Source organism: uncultured Pseudosulfitobacter sp. (genome assembly GCF_963976325.1).
Lineage (GTDB): Bacteria > Pseudomonadota > Alphaproteobacteria > Rhodobacterales > Rhodobacteraceae > Pseudosulfitobacter.
Genome location: NZ_CAXBJW010000005.1, coordinates 24,607 through 41,760 on the forward strand (window position 1 = coordinate 24,607; position 17,154 = coordinate 41,760).

Here is a 17,154-nt window from a genome sequence, read left to right on the forward strand (position 1 = left end):
GGGATCAGCCGCGCCCGATGTAGGGCATCGCCGTCGCCATCACGGTCATGAACTGCACATTCGCATCCAGCGGCAGGCTGGCCATATGCAGCACCGACGACGCCACGTTGGCCACATCCATCACCGGCTCGATCGCGTTCGATCCGTCGGCCTGCGGCACGCCCTTGGTCATCTTCGCGGCCATGTCGGTCAGCGCGTTGCCGATGTCGATCTGCCCGCAGGCAATGTTGAACGCCCGCCCGTCCAGCGAAATGGTCCGCGTCAGCCCGGTCACCGCATGTTTCGACGCCGTATAGGGCGCCGAGCCCCAGCGCGGCACATAGGCGCTGACCGATCCGTTGTTGATGATGCGCCCGCCCTGCGGGTCCTGTTTGCGCATCAGGCCAAAAGCCGCGCGCGCCGCGATGAACGCGCCCATGATGTTCACATCCAGCAGGTTGCGAATGTCCGCGACCTTCAGCTCATCCAGCGGCGCACCGCCCAGCGATACGCCCGCGTTGTTGAACAGCGCGTCCAGCCGCCCCCAGCGTTGTGCCGCCTTGCCAAACGCCGCGTCCACCGCGTCTTCGTCGGTCACGTCACAGGGCAGCACCAGCGCACCGCTGTCGCCTGCGGTGTCCTCCAGTGCGGCCACACGGCGCCCCACCAGCCCCACGTCCCAGCCCGCGTCGATAAAGGCCCGGGCCGTGGCGCGTCCCACGCCGCTGCCGGCACCGGTGATGATAATGGATGGCATGGTCTCTCTCCCGTTCTGCGCAATGCTTGCCGCAAGTTGTCAACTTGGTATACCATTTGCAAGAAGAATGCACAGCAAAGGCAACACCGATGAAACTTATCCTATGCGCGGCAGCACTTGCCGCCTTTGGCCACCCGCTTGCGGCGCAGGTGGCCGGGGCCGAGGCCTGCCTGGCTGCCGCCGTCAACGACGGCACCGACCCTGCCCTGTGCATCGAGGCGTCGGACGCCGCCTGCATGGACAACGCCCCCGAAACGCCCGCTGTCAGCACCGCCTGCTTTGCCGAAACCCGCGCGCAATGGGGCGCTGCCATCGGCAAGCGTATGCAATCCCTGCCCGATGACACCGGCACCACCGTCGCGCGGATCGAGGCGAAATACGATGTGATCGGCGGCATGGTACAATGCGACCGTATCGAGGCACTGGCCAAGGCGGCCTCGGACCTTGATGGCCCGCAGATCGCTCTGCAAAAGGAACGCTGCCTGTCGCGCGCCACTGCCCTGACATACGTGCGCCTGTTCGCACGCACGCATTCTGCCGATCCGGCGTCGGACTGATCCACGTAGCCACGAAAAAGCCGCCGGGACAACCGGCGGCTTGGTCTACGGTCATATGCTCTTGGGCGCGGTTGCCGTCCAGGTCAGACGTTGCTTTGCAGCTTGTCAGTACATTTAAGGTAAATGTTCCACATCGGCACATCGCCCGCCATGAACGGGCCATAGCCAAAATTGACAAGCCCAGGGTGCAGGTTTTCCGGACACAGGTTCAACGCTCTGTAAGCATCGCGGACCATGTTCTGAACTTCGGTGTCATCAGCGGTTGTCGCGGTAAAGGCCTTGCCCTTGCTCACATAGGTCAGAACCTTGTCCAACCCGAGATTCCCTTTGGCTTTTTGCTGCGCAAAAAGCGTGTAGGTTTTTCCAGAGGCTTTGTAGGTGAGCTCTTTAAAGCCTTTGCTCTTGTAAAGCTCTGGCGAGAAAGGTTGGGTTTTCGGGGCGGCTGCGGGCGTGTCCTGACCGGTTGATGTACCGCACGCGACAAGTCCGACGGCACAAAGGGCAAAGCACAAATTTCTCAGTAACATGTTGTTCAACCTATATTTCCTGTTTCTGCGCCAAGCGCCCGAAGTGGATACATCGGGCAAAATCTGCTCACAAGCCCGAAACAGAGCGGCACGTCACAAGCGACCTTTGTAGACGCTCACCCCCGCCCCTTCTTCGCCTCTTCTTCCATGTCCATCCCGTTCAGCGCCGCCACATGGTCGGTGATCTTGGGCACGTAATCCTGCCCGTTGCCGCTGGCCTCGACATGGGCGAAATACTGTTTCGCCGCCGCTGCCATCACCGTCATGATCCCCGCACCATCCGCCATCGCGTTGACATAGCGCAGGTCCTTGGCCGCGTTCGCGATGGTGAACTTGTGCACCTCTTCGCGGTCGACCGCATAGGTCATGAAGGTCTCGAAAAACCCGTTGGTCAGCCGCGATGACCCGATGACCTCGCGCACCTTGGCGGGCGGAATGCCGACACTGGCCCCCAGCACCGTCGCCTCGGCATAAAGCGATGCATAGCCCATCGAGATAAAGTTCATCAGCAGCTTCATCTTGTGCCCCGCGCCACTGTCGCCGACGTGGGTGATGTTGCCCGCCCAACACTCCAGCACCGGCCTGATCCGGTCGAATGTCGCATCATCACAGCCCACCATCGCGTCCAGCGTGCCGGCTTCGGCCTCTTTCGGGGTCCGGCCCAGCGGTGCGTCCACCAGCGTGCCGCCCGCCTGCGCCAGTTCATCCGCCAGAACGGCGGTCGAGGTCGGGTCCGCCGTGGTGGTGTCGATCACGATCAACCCCGCCCGCGCGCCTGCCAGAATGCCGTCGGGTCCGCGAAACACCGCTTCGACCTGTTCCGAGTTGGACAGGCACAGATGGATCACATCGCAATTCTGCGCCAGTTCACGCGCCGTCGCCGCCTCTTGCGCGCCCATGCCCACCAGATCGTCCACCGGCGCGCGGTTGCGGTTGCCCTTGACCCACAAGGGATAGCCCTTTTGCAGCAGGTTCTTGGCCATGCCATGCCCCATGAAACCGACGCCGATGAAACCGATAATGCTCTTGCTCATGCGATGCTCCTCCCAAAGCTCTTGTCTAAAGACTGGCGGTGATCCCGCCGTCGACGAAAATGGTCTGCCCGTTCACGAAACTGGACGCTTTCGACGACAGGAACACCGCCGCCCCCACCAGCTCGTCGACCCGCCCCCAGCGGCCTGCGGGGGTGCGTTTTTCCAGCCATTCGGTGAAGGCAGGATCGGCCACCAGTGCCGCGTTCAGCGGCGTTTCGAAATAGCCGGGCGCGATGGCGTTGCAGTTCAGCCCGTGTCGCGCCCAGTCGGTCGCCATGCCTTTGGTCAGATTGGCAATCGCGCCCTTGGACGCGGTGTAGGGCGCGATGCCCGGACGGGCCAGCGCCGTCTGAACCGAGGCGATGTTGATGATCCGCCCGTGGCCTTGGGCGATCATGTGCCGCGCCGTGGCCTGGCCCACGTAAAACGCCGAATTGACGTTGGTGCGCATCAGCCGGTCGAACGCTTCGACCTCGAATTCCTCCAGCGGGCCGCGATGCTGCATCCCTGCGTTGTTGATCAAAATGTCGATGGGCCGATGCGCTGCATAGCCGTCAACCGCCGCGCGCACCGCGTCGGCATCCGTCACGTCAAAGGCCAGCGTGTCCACCGCGTGCCCTGCGTCCCGCAGCCCTTGCGCCGCGTCCTCCAGCCGGTCCGCATTGCGCGCATTCAGCACCACGCGTGCGCCTGCCTCGGCCAGCCCCCGCGCCAGCGCCGCCCCGATGCCCATCGACGCGCCGGTGACCAGCGCCGTGCGCCCGCCCAGATCGAACAGTTCCATATTTCCCCTCCTCAAAAGGCGTGCAGGTGCCATTGACACCCCGCCTGAATCCGCATTTGATGAAATGGTATACCATTCCACTCCGGTTGCAAGAACCACCGAAAGGCCCGCGATGCCCCATGCCCTGTTCGCCCACGCCGCCCGCGACCTGCGGCTGGCCGAGGTGCCCGCCGAAACGCCCGGCCCCGGGGTGCAGGGGCGCGATCCGGTCGCCCTGTTGCCAGCGCGTCCTTGCGGGACCTGCGCACAAAGCGAGCGCGGCCCGCTGATCCGCCGCGTTCCGCTGGCCGCGTTCGACCACACCCTTGCCGGTGACCGTTCTCAGGCGATGAAGGTGCAACTGGTGTTCGGCGCATGATCCTGTTTGCCGCAGCGGTGTTCTTCCTGCTGATCACACCCGGCCCGGGCGTGCTGTCCACTGCCGGCGTTGGTGCGGGGCATGGGTTTCGCGCCGGGCTGCGGTATCTGACGGGGCTGCTCATCGGCACCAACATCGTGGCCTTTGGCGTGATCTCGGGGCTGGCGGCGGTGATCCTGGCCGAACCGGTGGTGCGCTGGGTGCTGATGGGGGCGTCGATCCTGTACCTTTTGTATCTGGCCGCGCGCATCGCCTTTGCCGGCAGCAAGGTCGCTTTTGTCGCTGCCGCCACCGCACCGGGGATCGGTGCGGGCATCCTGTTGCAGGCGATCAACCCCAAGGCCTATGCCGTCAACACCACCCTCTTCGCAGGCTTCCCCTATGCCCCCGACAGCCTGGTGTTCGAAACCGTGACCAAGCTGCTGATCGTCAACGCTTTCTGGATACCGATCCATCTGGGCTGGCTGTGGGCCGGGGCCAGCCTGCACCGTTTGAACCTGTCCGACACCGCCCAGCGGCGCATCAACTATGCGATGGCCGCCGCCATGCTGGGCGTCGTGGCGCTGGCCCTGATCGCGGGCGACACGAGATGACCCGAACCCAACCCCGGCAACGCGTTGCCGCAGACGACTGACCACGAAAAGGGAGAGAGATGAATATTCTGATTATAGGCGGCGGCGGTGTCGTCGGGCAGAAACTGGCCAAGGCTCTGGCCGCCAAGGGCACCCTGCGCGGCACGGCGATCAGCCGCCTGACACTGGCCGATGTGGTCGATCCCGCCCCCGTCGATGCACCTTTCCCCGTTGAGACCACCCGCTGCGACATCGCAGATGCGGCGTCGGTGGCACAGGTCGTGAGCAAAGACACCGACGTGATCTACCTGCTGGCCGCCATCGTATCGGCCCACGCCGAAGAGGATTTTGACGCAGGGATGCAAATCAACCTTTTTGGCACCTACAACGTGCTGGAACGCTGCCGCACACTGGGCACCGCGCCCGTCGTGGTGTTTACGTCCTCCATCGCCGTCTATGGCGGCGAGGCGCAGAACCCGCTGGGCGATCACAGCTATCCCAACCCGCAAACCTCCTACGGCGGGCAAAAGGCGATGGGCGAGATCCTGATCAATGACTATTCGCGCAAAAGTTTCATCGACGGGCGCGCCTTCCGCCTGCCGACCATCTCGGTGCGCCCGGGCAAACCCAACCGCGCCGCGTCGTCGTTCATGTCGTCGATCCTGCGCGAACCGCTGAACGGTCAGACGGCAATCTGTCCCGTCGACGGCGATTTCCTGCACTACTACCTTAGCCCGCGCAAATGCGCTGACAATCTGGTGAAAGCCGCCGAACTGGACGGTGCCGCCATCGGCGAAAACCGCGCGATGCAGATGCCGGGCAAGGTCTGGTCGATAGATCAGGTGATTGCGGCGATGACTGCCGTGGCAGGACCTGCGCCCGCCAAACTGATCCGCTGGGAGGCGCAGCCCGAGGTGCAGGCGATCGTGTCCGGCTGGCGCTGGGACATCCACGCCGACAAGGCTGAAAGCCTGGGGCTTGAGGCGGATGCGTCCTTCGAGGACAACATTCGGTATTATCTGGAAGACGATAAGCCCACCGCTTAAGCGCGCCAGCCCTGTCCGACATATCGCCGGACAGGGCCAAAACCACCTCAGCTTGCCGAGCGCGAGGCGTCGTCGATGATGAACAGCCAGCCTGCGCCCGCGAAATTGCGAACGACCTCGATGCCCCCGCCGGTCAGGTTCACCAGCTTGCCATCGGGATCGGTCAGTTCCAGCGACCAATGATTGGTGGTCAACGATATGTCCTTGTAGACCACGTGTTTGCGGTCACCGATGTCGATCTTGGGCTTAAGCGCCAGAAGAGCCGCGTAATCGGTGCGGGTGTCGGCGCTGCCGGAGATCTCGACACCGTCGGGATTGATGTAGGTGACATCGGTATCATACAGCGCCATCAGCCCGTCCAGATCACCGGCGTTAAAGCGGCTTTGCCAAGCGTCATAAACACCGTCCAGATCAGTGACCGGTGCAGCGTTGCCAGCGGCCTGCGCAAATCCACCCGAAGCCACCCCGCCCAGCGCGGCACCCGCAGCGCCCGTTGCCATCAAGCGCAGAAACCCCGCGCGCGTCATGCCCTTTGCCGACGATACCGGCAGGTTGACGGACGCACCTGACTGTCGCTGCTGCCATGCCTTGTAAACGGATGAAATCATCGTCGAACCCTCCTGAAACGCCATTGTTCACCTCAGGCTAATCACGCAGGGCCGCCCTGATCCATTGCGCTTCAGGACGTAGTTTGTGCAGGTCAGGCCAAACTGGCAGAGCCCCCGGCTTCAACCTGACCCGGGGAGGCATGGGTTCTAGTTCACCGCCGTCAGCAATTCCTGCCCCGCCAGATGCGCCGCCACGTTGTCGCGTTGCAGCTTGGCCATTGCCGCCCGTGTCTCGTGCGTGCCGGACCCCTGATGCGGTTGCAGCACCACGTTGTCCAGCTTCTGGAAGCGCGGGTTCAGATCCGGCTCGCCCACGAACACGTCCAGCCCGGCCCCGGCCAGCGCGCCGCTTTCCAGCGCGTCCAGCATCGCCTCTTCGTCAATCGTGCTGCCGCGCGAGATGTTGATGATCACACCCTTGTCGCCCAGCGCCGCGATCACCTCTTTCGAGACGTATTTCTCGGTCGCGGGGCCACCGACCAGTGCGACGAACAGGAAATCCACCGACCGCGCCAGATCGACCGGATCGGCGTGATAGGTCCAGCCGGGGGTCTCTTTCTCGGACCGCGCGTGATAGTGGATGTCGCATTTGAACGCCGCCAGACGGTCCGCAATGTCGCGCCCGATGCGGCCCATCCCCATGATGCCGACGGTGCCGCCGCTGACCTTGCGGTTCAGCCGGACCGGACCCTTATCGCCCCAGGACCCGTCGCGCACCCATACCTCGGCCTGCCGCATTTCGCGGCCCTGCATCAGCCACATGGCAATCGCCAGATCGGCCACATCGTCGTTCAGCACATCGGGCGTGTTCGTCACCTTGATCCCGCGTGCGGTGGCGGCGTCCACGTCGATGGCGTCATAGCCGACGCCGTAATTCGCAATCAGACCCAGGTTGGCAAAGCGGCCCATCTCGGCCCCGCCAAAGGCATGATGCCCCTTGTAGGCGATCGCCTTGACCGCAGCACAGGTCGCATCGTCCAGCGTGTTCAGGTCGTCGGGCGTGGCGACAAACGCGGGCTTTAGCGTGGCGGCAAAGGCATCGCGTTCGACGTCGGTATAGGGGCCGATGGCAAGGGTGGCGGACATGGCGGGCAACTCCTGAGAAAATGGTATACCAACGTGTCGCGGCATTTCCCGCCCATGTCAACTGTGCGTCACCGGAACGTCAGCCGCGCGTCACCGCCCCCTTGAACGCATCCAGCGCCGCCGCCAGTTCGGGATGGTCCGCCGCATAGGTCCGCACGTCCACGCCTGCGGCCTGCGCTGCGGCCGCCTGCCGGAAACTGGTGATGCCTGCCGCAGGCCCTGCGGGGTGGCTCATGATGCCACCGCCTGCGCAAATCAGGAAATCATCGTTGCCCAGCGCATCGGCACTTGGCCCCACCTGCCACGCGGTTTGACCGGACGAAAACACCGGCAACGCCCCGTGGTCGTGCCCGTCCGAGACCGGCGCCTGCACCGCCCGTGCGGCCTCGATCACCACATCGTCGGGTTCGGTAAACTTGCTGGCCAGCCCGTTCACATGCAAATGATCCGCCCCCGCCAGCCGCCACAGCTTTTGCATCGCAGGATACGCGATCCCGATGTGGGGCGAGCGGGACAACAGCCCCCAGCCATTGCGATGCGCATGGATCGGCAGAGGCGAGCGGTCGCGCACCGCGCGCAGCCCCGCCAGCCCGATCGAATTCAGCGACACCATCGCACAGGTGGCGCCCAAGCCTTCCAGCATCTCAAGATGCCGCCACATATCGGTAATTTCGTCGGTGATGTTGAACGCATACATCGCTTTACGCCCCGTCGCTTGCGCGGCATCGTCCAGCGCCTGCATCACCAGCCGCGCGCGGTCTTCCAAGGGACAGGCGGGGCCATTGCCCTGCAATTCGTCGTCCTTGATGAAATCAATGCCCGCCCGCGCCAGATCACCGGCCAGTGCGGCGGTCTCGGCCGCACTCAGACCCACGCTGGGCTTGACGATGGTGCCGATCATCGGCCCCGTCGCTACCCCCATCAGCGCCCGCGTGCCCGCCACCCCGAACTGCGGCCCCGGACAGGCGGCGGCGATGCTGTCGGGGATGTCCAGCGACAGCAGCCGGATGGCCGAGACTTCGGCCAGCTCAAACAGGTTGCCCGCCACCGTCGCCAGAATGTTGGGCAAGGACGGACCAAAGGTGTCCACCGGCCAGCTCAGCGTGATGCGCCCCTGCTCGTAGCGGTCCGCCTTCAACCGGCAGGGCAAGGCCGGATGGTCCGATGATCCCGTGACCTCGACCGCTTCGACCCGTGCGGCAGAGCGCGCGCGAAGGTCGTCGGTTTCCGAGGCCAGCCGGATGAACGTCCCCGTCGACTGCTCCCCTGCGATCACCTCGGCCGCGCGGGCCACGCCCACCGGGCTTTCAATCTCGTATGTTGCCTGCAACCGTGTCATCGCGCGCCGCCTCCGTCCCGTACCCATCCAAAATAGTCGCGGCTGCCCATCTGCCCGCCCTTCAGCGCCAGATGCAGCCCGTCCATCGGCCCCGTCGCGTGGGCACGGCAAATCGCGGCCCCTGCAATGGTCGGCGCCACCGCCGTCAGCGCGTCAATGCCCAGGGCGTTGCACACATGCCCCGAGGTGTCGCCGCCCGACACCACGGCACGGCCCAGCCCGCCCCGTTCGATCAAAGCGCGCAAGACACGGCCCAGCGCAGCACCAATGCGGTCGTTCACCGCAGGCAGGTCCGCCCCCGCCACCGCACGCAAGGCTGCAACCGCCGGATCATCCGGCCCGCGTGCCGTATAGATCAACGGCACCTGCCCTGCGTCCAAGGCCGCCAGCCCGGCGCTGACCGCCGCGTCCTCGGCCGCTTGCAAACCGTCGCCACAGGCCGCCAGCACATCGAACGCCACACCGGCAAACCCGTTGTCACAGGCCCATGCAATCTGATCCGCCGTGGTGGGCGAAACCGATCCGCTGACCACCGCCATCCGTTCAACGCGGCCCAACCCTGAAACGGGTGCCGCCGCAGGCAACCACCCGCGCGACCGAAAATAGGCGACCAACGCATAGGCCGTCCCCTGCGATCCCACCACAAAGCGGTTGGCCGCGCGGTTTTCCCACAACAACCGCCCCACCGCGACCTCGTCCGCCGGGCCCATCATGTCCACCGTCACGCCCTGCCCCGCCACCAGCGCCGCATCGGCGCGGCCCGCATCGTGCAACCCTTCCAGATCCAGACAGCCCAGCGGCATATCGGTCTGCGCCGCCAGGTGCCGCGCCACGTCAGCCTCGTCCATCGGCGTCACCGGATGGCGCGCCATCACCGGATGCCGGTCCAGCCGGAACACCCCCGCATCGGTGCCTGCGAACAACTGCCCGAACGCCTGATACCGCCGCATCTGCGGGGCCGCGACCACCACCGGAACCGCGCCGCCAAAGCGCGCCTGCCCGATGTCCATCGCCCGTCCGATGCTGCCCACATGCGGCGCGGAATCCAGTGTTGAGCAAACCTTGTACTGCACCAGCGCCGCCCCAGTGGCGTCCAGCGCGTCGAATAACGCAGGCAATTCCGCGTCCATCCACGCAGGCGACCGCGTGCGCGCCATGCTGGCAATGCCGATCCCCCGCAGGTCGGAGAACTGCGCCAGCCGCGCCGCATCGGGCACCTGCAAGAACAGCGTGGTCGGCAGTCCGGCAAAGGCCAGCACCTCCATCACCGCCGCCGCACCGGTGAAATCATCGCCCAGCCACGCCAGCACCGGTGTATCCAAGTCTTGACCAATCATCGCTTATCTCATCATACCAGTTGGAGCACCCAGAACACCGGAGCCGCCATGTCCACGCCCACCGATCCGATCCCGCGCCGCAAGCTTTCGGACGAAGTCTTTGACCGTCTGCACGCCATGATCGTCCAAGGGGCCGTTGCCCCCGGCGATCCGATGCCATCCGAACGCGCGCTGATGGACCGGTTCGGCGTGGGCCGGCCCGTTGTGCGCGAGGCCTTGCAGACCCTGAACACCATGGGGCTGATCACCGTCAGCCACGGCGAACGCAGCCGCGTCAACGCGATCACCCCGCAAAGCGCGCTGGCGCAACTGGACGGCATGGCGCAAACGCTGCTGTCCATCGCGCCCGAAAATCTGGGCCACCTGAAAGACGCGCGGCGCATGTTCGAACTGGGTCTGGTCCGTGTCGCAGCCCAGCAACGGACCGACGACGACCTGACCGCCCTGCACCACCTGATCGCCATGCAGGCCGCCGCCCGTGATGTGCCCGAGGATTTCGTCGCCGCCGACATCGCTTTTCACGCGCGCATCATCGCGATTGCGGGCAATCCGGTGATCACGGCGCTGGCCGATGCCATGCTGAAATGGATTTTCCACAACCACGGCACCCTGCTGCGCTGGTCGGGTCACGAGGACACCACCCTGTCCGAACACCGCCAGATCGTCGCCGCCATCGCCGAACGTGACGCCGACGCGGCGGTGGCACTGATGGCCACGCACCTTGACCGCTCTGCCGGATTGCAACCGCGCGACTGACATTCAGGTGATGCGCTGGATGCTGGCCGCGATTTCGTCGGGTTCGAACACCCGCTTCCAGTCGTCGCGCATCAGCATCGGCTTGCCGAATGTGATCGCCTTGTTGCAGGCATCCGAAAACACGCCGTCGATCTCGTCAAAGATCACCGCGCCCAGAATGTTCATATGCCCCAACAGGAAATCGCGTGCGGCCTCTTTCGGCACGCCGCGCCGCACCACCTCGTCCATCGCTTCGCGCATCACGTCCAGCAGCGACGCGCAGACGGTTTCGGACAGGCCCGGCTCCAGCAGCGCCATCTGCTCGACCGTCACACGGTGACTGCGCGCGACGGGCGCATAGATCGCGCGGCCCACTTTTTCGCCCAAGGCATAGTGGTCTTCCGGCCCCTGCATCAGCGCATTCACAATGCCCTGTTGCGCGGCAATCCCGCCAAAGTAATCCTTGCGGCCCGCGTCGGTCTGTTCGTCGTTGTAGATCGGCGGATGGCACGGGTGGGTCACGAAATAGGTCACGTCGTCCCGCTTGGGCAGATGCCCCGCGAACGGCCCCGCCGCGTCCAGACAGACCACCATCGCGCCCGCTGGCACCATGTCGATGATCGACGCCGCCACCGCGCGAATGGCTGTATCAGGCACCGCCAGCAGGACAACGTCGGCCCCTTTCAGCGCCTCTTCGACCGGCACGCAGTCGACGCCGATGGCATCCTTCAGGCGCGCGCGGCCTGCTTCCGAAATCTCGACATGCGCCACGTCAAAATCCGATTGCAACAGGTTCGTCGCACTGCGCACGCCCATCTTGCCGCCTGCGCCCATCAACGCCAGTTTATGTGCCATCTGTTCGATCCTCTTGTGCAAACCCTCAACTGGTATGATGAGATGATATATTCACAAGTTGAAGTCAAGCACGCCGGTTACACCCACGCCAGCGTCAGCGCCGCCAGCGCCAGATAGCGCGCGCCCTTGGCCACCGTGACCAGCACCAGAAACGTGGCGAACGGTTCGCGCATAACGCCGGCCACCACGGTCAGCGGATCACCCACCAAAGGCAGCCAACTGCCCAGCAGCGACCAGCGGCCATAGCGGTGATACCACCCCTGCGCGCGGTCCAGTTGCCGGTCCGACGCGGGAAACCAGCGCCGGTCCCTGAAGCGCAACAGATAGCGCCCCAGAACCCAGTTGATCACAGACCCCAGCACATTGCCCACCGTCGCCACCAGCAACAGCGCCACGACAGGCTGGTTGCCCGCCACCAGCAGGCCCACCAGAACCGCCTCGGATTGCATCGGCAGGATGGTCGCCGCCACCAGTGCGGATGCGAACAGGACAAGATAGGCGGTCATGTGAATCTGCCTGCGGCTCCAAGGGTCCGCCCCTGATAGCCGCCCCCACCCCGCCCGCATAGCGGGTAATATGCCCTGAACACTTGAAAATCCCGTCCCTTTGGATCACTGCAATATCAATCAAACAGATCATGCACATCAGGGAGGATACGATGATCAACTTCAACCGCCGCCAGACACTGGGTCTGATCGGGGCAGCCGCCGCCACCGGACTTGCCGCCCCCGCCATCGCGCAGAACAAGAAAATCGTCGTGGGCGCGCTGCGCTTCACCTCGCATTCCGCCAGCTTTGTCGCGGTCGAACGCGGCTATTTCGCCGAAGCGGGCCTTGATGTCGAACTGCGGTTCTTCCAGGCGGCACAGCCGATGGCGGTGGCCATTGCCTCGGGTGACGTGGACTATGCCGTCACCGCCGTCTCGGGCGGCCTGATCTCGCTGGCCGACAAGGGTGCGGTCAAGGTCATCGGCGGCGGTCTGACCGAAGAGCCGGGCATTGACGGCCAGAAAATCCTGGCCTCGGACGCGGCGTTTCAGGCGGGGCTGACCGCGCCTGCGGGTCTTGCGGGCAAAAAGTTCGGCATTTCCACCGCCGGATCGTCGTTCCACTACATGGGGTCCAAAGTGGCACAGGCCGAGGGCATCGAGATGTCGTTCACGCCCTTGCAAAAGGTCGGCGCGATCATCGGTGCGCTGAAGTCGGGCCAGATCGACGCGTGGTCGATCGTGCCCCATATCGCCAAACCGCTGGCCGGTTCGGGTGCGGTGCACATCATCGGCAACATCTCGGATTACCTGCCGAACTATCAGGTCACCACGGTCTTCACCTCGACCGACAACGCCGACAACCAGCGCGACCAGACGCAGGCCTTCCTGAACGGTTTCTCAAAAGGTGTGGCCGACTATAACGCTGCGATGATCGAAAAGACCGGCGGCGCGGAAGGCGAGAAAGAGATGGTCGATCTGATCCACAAATACGTCTACGAAGACCAGCCCATCGAAAAGGCGTCCAAGTCGATCATCAACGGCACCATGCGCCTGAACGAAGGGGCCAAGATGAACGTGGCCTCGCTGCGCGATCAGCTTGAGTGGTTCCAGTCCGAAGGTCTGGTCGATGCGGGCATCACGCTGGATACGTTCGTCGACACATCCTACGTCGAAACCTACGAGGCCTGACCGGCCCCGCGCGGCGGGCGCACCGGCCCGCCGCATCCCTTTACCCAAGGACAGCCCCCATGGACATCCGCCTGGACGCGATCAGCCACAGCTATGGCGACACCGAAGTGTTGCGCGACATCTCTCTGGACATTCCGGCGGGGCGGATCGTCTGTCTGGTCGGCCCGTCGGGCTGTGGCAAGTCCACGCTGCTGCGCCTGATCGGCGGGCTGGAGCGGGCCGACAAGGGCCGCGTGTTGCAGGTCGGCGCGCCACCTGCCGACAGCCTGAACCCGCTGACTTACGTATTTCAGGACTTTGCCCTGCTGCCGTGGCGCAGCGTGCATGGGAACATCTCGCTGGTGCTGGAAGATCACGGCATTCGGGGCCGCGCGGCCGATGCGATCATCGGCGATGTGCTGGCCCGCACCAAGCTGTCGGATTTTGCACAGGCCTTGCCACGGCAGTTGTCGGGCGGCATGAAACAGCGCGTCGCCATCGCCCGCGCGCTTGCGGTGAACCCCGCCGTGATGCTGATGGACGAGCCGCTGTCGGCGCTGGACAGCCAGACCCGCGAGCTGCTGATGGATGATCTGGTGGCGCTATGGATGCGCCAGCCGTTCACGTCCGTCTATGTCACCCACAACCTGGCCGAAGCGGTGCGGCTGGGTCACAAGATCGTCGTGCTGTCGCGCCGTCCGGGGCAGATTTGCGAAGTGGTCGAGATTGACAAACCGCTGGACCAGCGCGGCTATGCCGACCCCGAACTGGAAACGGTGCAAAAGCACCTGTGGACCCTGATGCGCGACGAAGCCCGCGCAGCCGATGCGGAGCTTTTGAATGTCTGACACCACCACGCCCGACACCGCCCAACCTGCCGTCGAAGTCCGCTTTCGCGGCGGCGGCTTTGCCCCCTCGGCCCGGCGCGGGGTTGGTGTGGCCGTGTTCGTGGTACTGATCCTGTTGGTGGAATGGGGCACGCGGGCGGGCTGGATCTCGGCGTTGACTTTGCCGAAGCCGTCGGACGTGGCCGCCACATTTGTCGAGCTGTGGCAAAGCGGGCTGCTCTTCAAACACCTCGGCCCCTCGCTCAGCCGTCTGGCTGTTGGGGCCACGCTGGGGGCCACTTTGGGCATTGGCGTCGGCATCCTGATCGGGCTGTTTTCCTATGCGCGCGCGGGGCTGGTGCCGCTGGTCGCCGCGCTGTTTCCGATCCCCAAGATCGCCCTGCTGCCGCTGTTCGTGATCTGGTTCGGCATCGACGAGACATCAAAATACGCGCTGATCGCGTTCGGCACCTTCACCCCCACGGTCGTCGCCACCTATGGCGCGGTGGACAATGTGGACCGGTCGCTGATCCGCATGGGCCAAAGCTTTGGCCTGTCGTGGCTGTCCATCGTGCGCAAGATCGTGTTGCCGGGGGCGATGCCGGGTATCCTGTCCGGTCTGCGGATTTCACTGGCGATTGCGATTATCCTGCTGGTGGCTGCGGAAATGCTGGGCGCGGAATATGGGATCGGCGCCTATATCCTTGAGGCCGGGTCGCTTTACGATCTGGAGCGATTGTTTGCGGGGGTTCTGATCCTGTCGGTGCTGGGTGTAGCGCTGAGCATGGTGATCGGGTTGATCGAGAAACGGCTGCTGGCGTGGCGGGGGTGACAGGCAGGAGCGGGCTGAAACGCAAAGCCGCGCATCGACGGGCCGAGGTGCGGCGATGCAACGCTAAACTCACCCACAAAGGCCCGGAACAAGGCACGCAGTGCCGCCGGGCAGCGCCCGACCGCCCCATGGGCGGGCGCTTTCTCACCGTCTTGCAACTCTGATTCCCCACGCCAAAGCAGATAGATAAAGTGGCATGAACGAAGTTACCTGCGCCCACCCGCGATCAGGCGCTGCCCTGTGAGTTGAGGTCCCTCTTACCTCAAAGGCGTCATTTTCCATTTCAGGTCGATGATCAAAACCAAGCGTTTGTTGATCTTGTGGCAAATTCCCTTGTGCGGACTTTGCTGTCATGCCTCATCCCCTCCCCCTGTCACATAACTTTCGCAAATCTGAAACATTTCTGAATCCTGTACCCAGTACGTCCGCCTCAACAAGCCTTGGGGACATACATGCTGGAAATCACCAACCTGACCAAATCGTTCGGCGCGAACACCGCCGTGGACAATGCCACGCTGTCGGTCAAGCGGTCGTGCATGATCGGTATCATCGGGCGGTCAGGCGCCGGTAAATCCACCCTGCTGCGGATGCTGAACCGGCTGACCGACAGCACCTCGGGCAGCTTTACCGTCGAAGGCCACGACATGACCCACCTGCGCGGCGCGGCCCGCCGTCGCTGGCAGTCGCAATGTGCGATGATCTTTCAACAGTTCAACCTGGTGCCGCGCATGGACGTGGTGTCGAACGTGCTGCACGGCACGCTGAACCGCCGCTCGACCATGGCGACCATGTTCAACCTGTATCCCACATCGGACGTGCACCGCGCCATCGACATTCTGGACCGGCTGGGCATCGTCGAACACGCCCAGAAACGCGCCGAGGCGCTGTCAGGCGGCCAGCAACAGCGTGTCGCCATCGCCCGTGCCCTGATGCAGGACCCCAAGATCATTCTCGCGGACGAACCCATCGCCTCGCTCGACCCGATGAACGCCCAGGTCGTGATGGAGGCCCTGCGCCGCATCCACGAAGAAGATGGCCGCATGGTCATCGCCAACCTGCACACGCTGGACACCGCGCGCCGCTATTGCGACCGGGTGATCGGTATGCGCGACGGTCGTATCGTCTTTGACGGCACGCCCGAGCAACTGACCGTGGGTGCCGCGCGCGACATCTATGGCGCCGACGCCTCGTTCTCCGAAGCGGCCACCTCGACGCAAATCGAAACACTGCAACAGGTGCACGCCTGACAGATCACCGCCCCGGCCGCATCAAAGCGGTCGGGGTTTTTCGTTTCACACCAAGAAAGAAGACATCTTATGAAACGCATCCTCGCGGCCGCACTGGCCACAACTGCCCTCGTCACTCCCGTACTGGCCGACGAGACGCCCATCACCGAATTCCGCATCGGCATCCTGGGTGGCGAAAACGCCCAGGACCGCCTGAACAGCTACCAGTGTCTGGCTGACTACACCACCGAAGAGCTGGGTGTTGAGACCAAACTGTTCGCCCCTGCCGACTATAACGGCGTGATCCAGGGCCTGCTGGGCGGCACATTGGACATGGCTTGGCTGGGTGCATCCGGCTACGCTGCCGTGTACCTGCAAGACCCCGAAGTGGTCGAGCCTGTGCTGGTCAAGATCAACCTTGACGGCTCTTACGGCTACCACTCGATCGGTTTCGCCCGCAAAGACAGCGGCATCACATCGCTGGCCGACCTCAAGGGCAAATCCTTTGGCTTTGGTGATCCGAACTCGACCTCGGGCTATCTGATCCCGTCCATCGAGATCCCCCAAGCGGGCGACGGCATCACCATGGAAAGCGGCGACTACTTCGGTGAGGTCAAATTCACCGGCGGTCACGAGCAGACCATCGTTGCCGTGAACGCAGGCGACATCGACGCCGGCGTGACCTGGGCCGATGGCCAGGGCAACTGGGAAGACGGCTACAACTCGGGCGCGCTGCGCAAGGCGGTTGATGCGGGCCTGGTCGACATGAACGATCTGGTCGAAATCTGGCGTTCCAAAACCATCCCCGAAGGCCCCGTCGTTCTGCGCAAGGCCCTGCCTGCAGACGTCAAAGCCAAGATGACAGCGCTGGTTGACGGCCTGCACGAAGCAGACCCCGAGTGCGCTTACGGCGTGGCCGCAGGTGACAGCCTGGGCTTTGATCCGATCACGCATGACGCTTACGTTTCGATCGTCGAAGCGCGCAAAGCGAAATCGAACTGAGGCCTCAGGCTCTCATGATCTTTTGCAGGCCCCGAC

20 protein-coding genes are annotated in these 17,154 nt (G+C 64.1%); 10 read left to right on the forward strand and 10 right to left on the reverse strand.

The window, feature by feature from the left end; genetic code table 11:
* Positions 1-4 precede the first annotated feature (4 nt).
* Positions 5-736 (reverse strand): SDR family oxidoreductase, encoded by a 732-nt coding sequence (locus AAC077_RS14055; protein WP_339770646.1) that lies wholly within the window; start codon positions 734-736, stop codon positions 5-7.
* A gap of 89 nt (positions 737-825) precedes the next feature.
* Here AAC077_RS14055 and AAC077_RS14060 point away from each other — a divergent pair, with 89 nt between their 5' ends.
* Entirely contained in the window at positions 826-1,293 is a 468-nt protein-coding gene (locus AAC077_RS14060) for a hypothetical protein (protein WP_339770648.1), read from the forward strand.
* Between the two features lie 83 nt (positions 1,294-1,376).
* Here the strand turns inward: AAC077_RS14060 and AAC077_RS14065 are convergent, their stop codons facing one another.
* The 3 genes from AAC077_RS14065 to AAC077_RS14075 all read right to left on the reverse strand — a co-directional run bounded on the left by AAC077_RS14065 (position 1,377) and on the right by AAC077_RS14075 (position 3,638).
* Positions 1,377-1,829, reverse strand: a complete 453-nt coding sequence (locus AAC077_RS14065) for a hypothetical protein (protein WP_339770650.1) — start codon at positions 1,827-1,829, stop codon at positions 1,377-1,379.
* Between the two features lie 107 nt (positions 1,830-1,936).
* The gene (locus tag AAC077_RS14070) at positions 1,937-2,854 is read right to left on the reverse strand and encodes an NAD(P)-dependent oxidoreductase (protein WP_339770652.1); all 918 of its coding nucleotides are present in this window, start codon (positions 2,852-2,854) and stop codon (positions 1,937-1,939) included.
* 25 nt (positions 2,855-2,879) lie between these two features.
* The gene (locus tag AAC077_RS14075; protein ID WP_339770654.1) at positions 2,880-3,638 is read right to left on the reverse strand and encodes an SDR family oxidoreductase; all 759 of its coding nucleotides are present in this window, start codon (positions 3,636-3,638) and stop codon (positions 2,880-2,882) included.
* Between the two features lie 112 nt (positions 3,639-3,750).
* Between AAC077_RS14075 and AAC077_RS14080 the strand changes: the two genes are divergently transcribed.
* Genes AAC077_RS14080 through denD form a run of 3 tightly spaced genes read left to right on the forward strand, consistent with a single transcriptional unit; the run spans position 3,751 to position 5,614 of the window.
* Entirely contained in the window at positions 3,751-3,996 is a 246-nt protein-coding gene (locus AAC077_RS14080; RefSeq protein WP_339770656.1) for a hypothetical protein, read from the forward strand.
* Complete coding sequence (locus tag AAC077_RS14085) at positions 3,993-4,589, forward strand: LysE family transporter (protein WP_339770658.1); 597 nt, start codon at positions 3,993-3,995, stop codon at positions 4,587-4,589. Before AAC077_RS14080 ends, AAC077_RS14085 begins: the two co-directional genes overlap by 4 nt.
* 59 nt (positions 4,590-4,648) lie before the next feature.
* Complete coding sequence (gene denD, locus AAC077_RS14090; RefSeq protein WP_339770660.1) at positions 4,649-5,614, forward strand: D-erythronate dehydrogenase; 966 nt, start codon at positions 4,649-4,651, stop codon at positions 5,612-5,614.
* A 47-nt stretch (positions 5,615-5,661) separates the two neighbouring features.
* On the opposite strand, the gene AAC077_RS14095 is transcribed toward denD, so the two are convergent.
* The 4 genes from AAC077_RS14095 to AAC077_RS14110 form a co-directional block, all read right to left on the reverse strand.
* Entirely contained in the window at positions 5,662-6,222 is a 561-nt protein-coding gene (locus tag AAC077_RS14095; protein WP_339770662.1) for a nuclear transport factor 2 family protein, read from the reverse strand.
* Positions 6,223-6,369: 147 nt separating this feature from the next.
* On the reverse strand, positions 6,370-7,308 hold the full coding sequence (locus AAC077_RS14100; RefSeq protein ID WP_339770664.1) for a 2-hydroxyacid dehydrogenase: 939 nt from the start codon (positions 7,306-7,308) through the stop codon (positions 6,370-6,372).
* Positions 7,309-7,387: 79 nt separating this feature from the next.
* Positions 7,388-8,647 (reverse strand): ribulose-bisphosphate carboxylase large subunit family protein, encoded by a 1,260-nt coding sequence (locus tag AAC077_RS14105; protein WP_339770666.1) that lies wholly within the window; start codon positions 8,645-8,647, stop codon positions 7,388-7,390.
* Positions 8,644-9,984 carry a four-carbon acid sugar kinase family protein gene (locus AAC077_RS14110; RefSeq protein ID WP_339770668.1) on the reverse strand — a complete coding sequence of 447 codons (1,341 nt, stop codon included), beginning with the start codon at positions 9,982-9,984 and terminating at the stop codon, positions 8,644-8,646. The genes AAC077_RS14105 and AAC077_RS14110 overlap by 4 nt, the downstream gene beginning before the upstream one ends.
* Positions 9,985-10,032: 48 nt before the next feature.
* Here AAC077_RS14110 and nanR point away from each other — a divergent pair, with 48 nt between their 5' ends.
* Positions 10,033-10,740, forward strand: a complete 708-nt coding sequence (gene nanR, locus AAC077_RS14115) for a transcriptional regulator NanR (protein ID WP_339770670.1) — start codon at positions 10,033-10,035, stop codon at positions 10,738-10,740.
* A gap of 3 nt (positions 10,741-10,743) precedes the next feature.
* On the opposite strand, the gene AAC077_RS14120 is transcribed toward nanR, so the two are convergent.
* Together AAC077_RS14120 and AAC077_RS14125 are read right to left on the reverse strand one after the other, a co-directional pair.
* Complete coding sequence (locus AAC077_RS14120) at positions 10,744-11,574, reverse strand: phosphogluconate dehydrogenase C-terminal domain-containing protein (protein WP_339770671.1); 831 nt, start codon at positions 11,572-11,574, stop codon at positions 10,744-10,746.
* A 77-nt stretch (positions 11,575-11,651) separates the two neighbouring features.
* On the reverse strand, positions 11,652-12,080 hold the full coding sequence (locus AAC077_RS14125) for a YqaA family protein (RefSeq protein ID WP_339770673.1): 429 nt from the start codon (positions 12,078-12,080) through the stop codon (positions 11,652-11,654).
* Positions 12,081-12,232: 152 nt separating this feature from the next.
* Here AAC077_RS14125 and AAC077_RS14130 point away from each other — a divergent pair, with 152 nt between their 5' ends.
* The 5 genes from AAC077_RS14130 to phnD all read left to right on the forward strand — a co-directional run bounded on the left by AAC077_RS14130 (position 12,233) and on the right by phnD (position 17,118).
* The gene (locus AAC077_RS14130; protein WP_339770675.1) at positions 12,233-13,252 is read left to right on the forward strand and encodes an ABC transporter substrate-binding protein; all 1,020 of its coding nucleotides are present in this window, start codon (positions 12,233-12,235) and stop codon (positions 13,250-13,252) included.
* A gap of 59 nt (positions 13,253-13,311) precedes the next feature.
* Positions 13,312-14,079, forward strand: a complete 768-nt coding sequence (locus AAC077_RS14135; RefSeq protein ID WP_339770677.1) for an ABC transporter ATP-binding protein — start codon at positions 13,312-13,314, stop codon at positions 14,077-14,079.
* Positions 14,072-14,890 carry an ABC transporter permease gene (locus AAC077_RS14140; protein ID WP_339770679.1) on the forward strand — a complete coding sequence of 273 codons (819 nt, stop codon included), beginning with the start codon at positions 14,072-14,074 and terminating at the stop codon, positions 14,888-14,890. The genes AAC077_RS14135 and AAC077_RS14140 overlap by 8 nt, the downstream gene beginning before the upstream one ends.
* Before the next feature lie 452 nt (positions 14,891-15,342).
* Entirely contained in the window at positions 15,343-16,137 is a 795-nt protein-coding gene (gene phnC, locus AAC077_RS14145) for a phosphonate ABC transporter ATP-binding protein (protein WP_339770681.1), read from the forward strand.
* A gap of 69 nt (positions 16,138-16,206) precedes the next feature.
* Positions 16,207-17,118, forward strand: coding sequence for a phosphonate ABC transporter substrate-binding protein (gene phnD, locus AAC077_RS14150; RefSeq protein ID WP_339770684.1), 912 nt, complete (start codon positions 16,207-16,209; stop codon positions 17,116-17,118).
* Positions 17,119-17,154 lie beyond the last annotated feature (36 nt).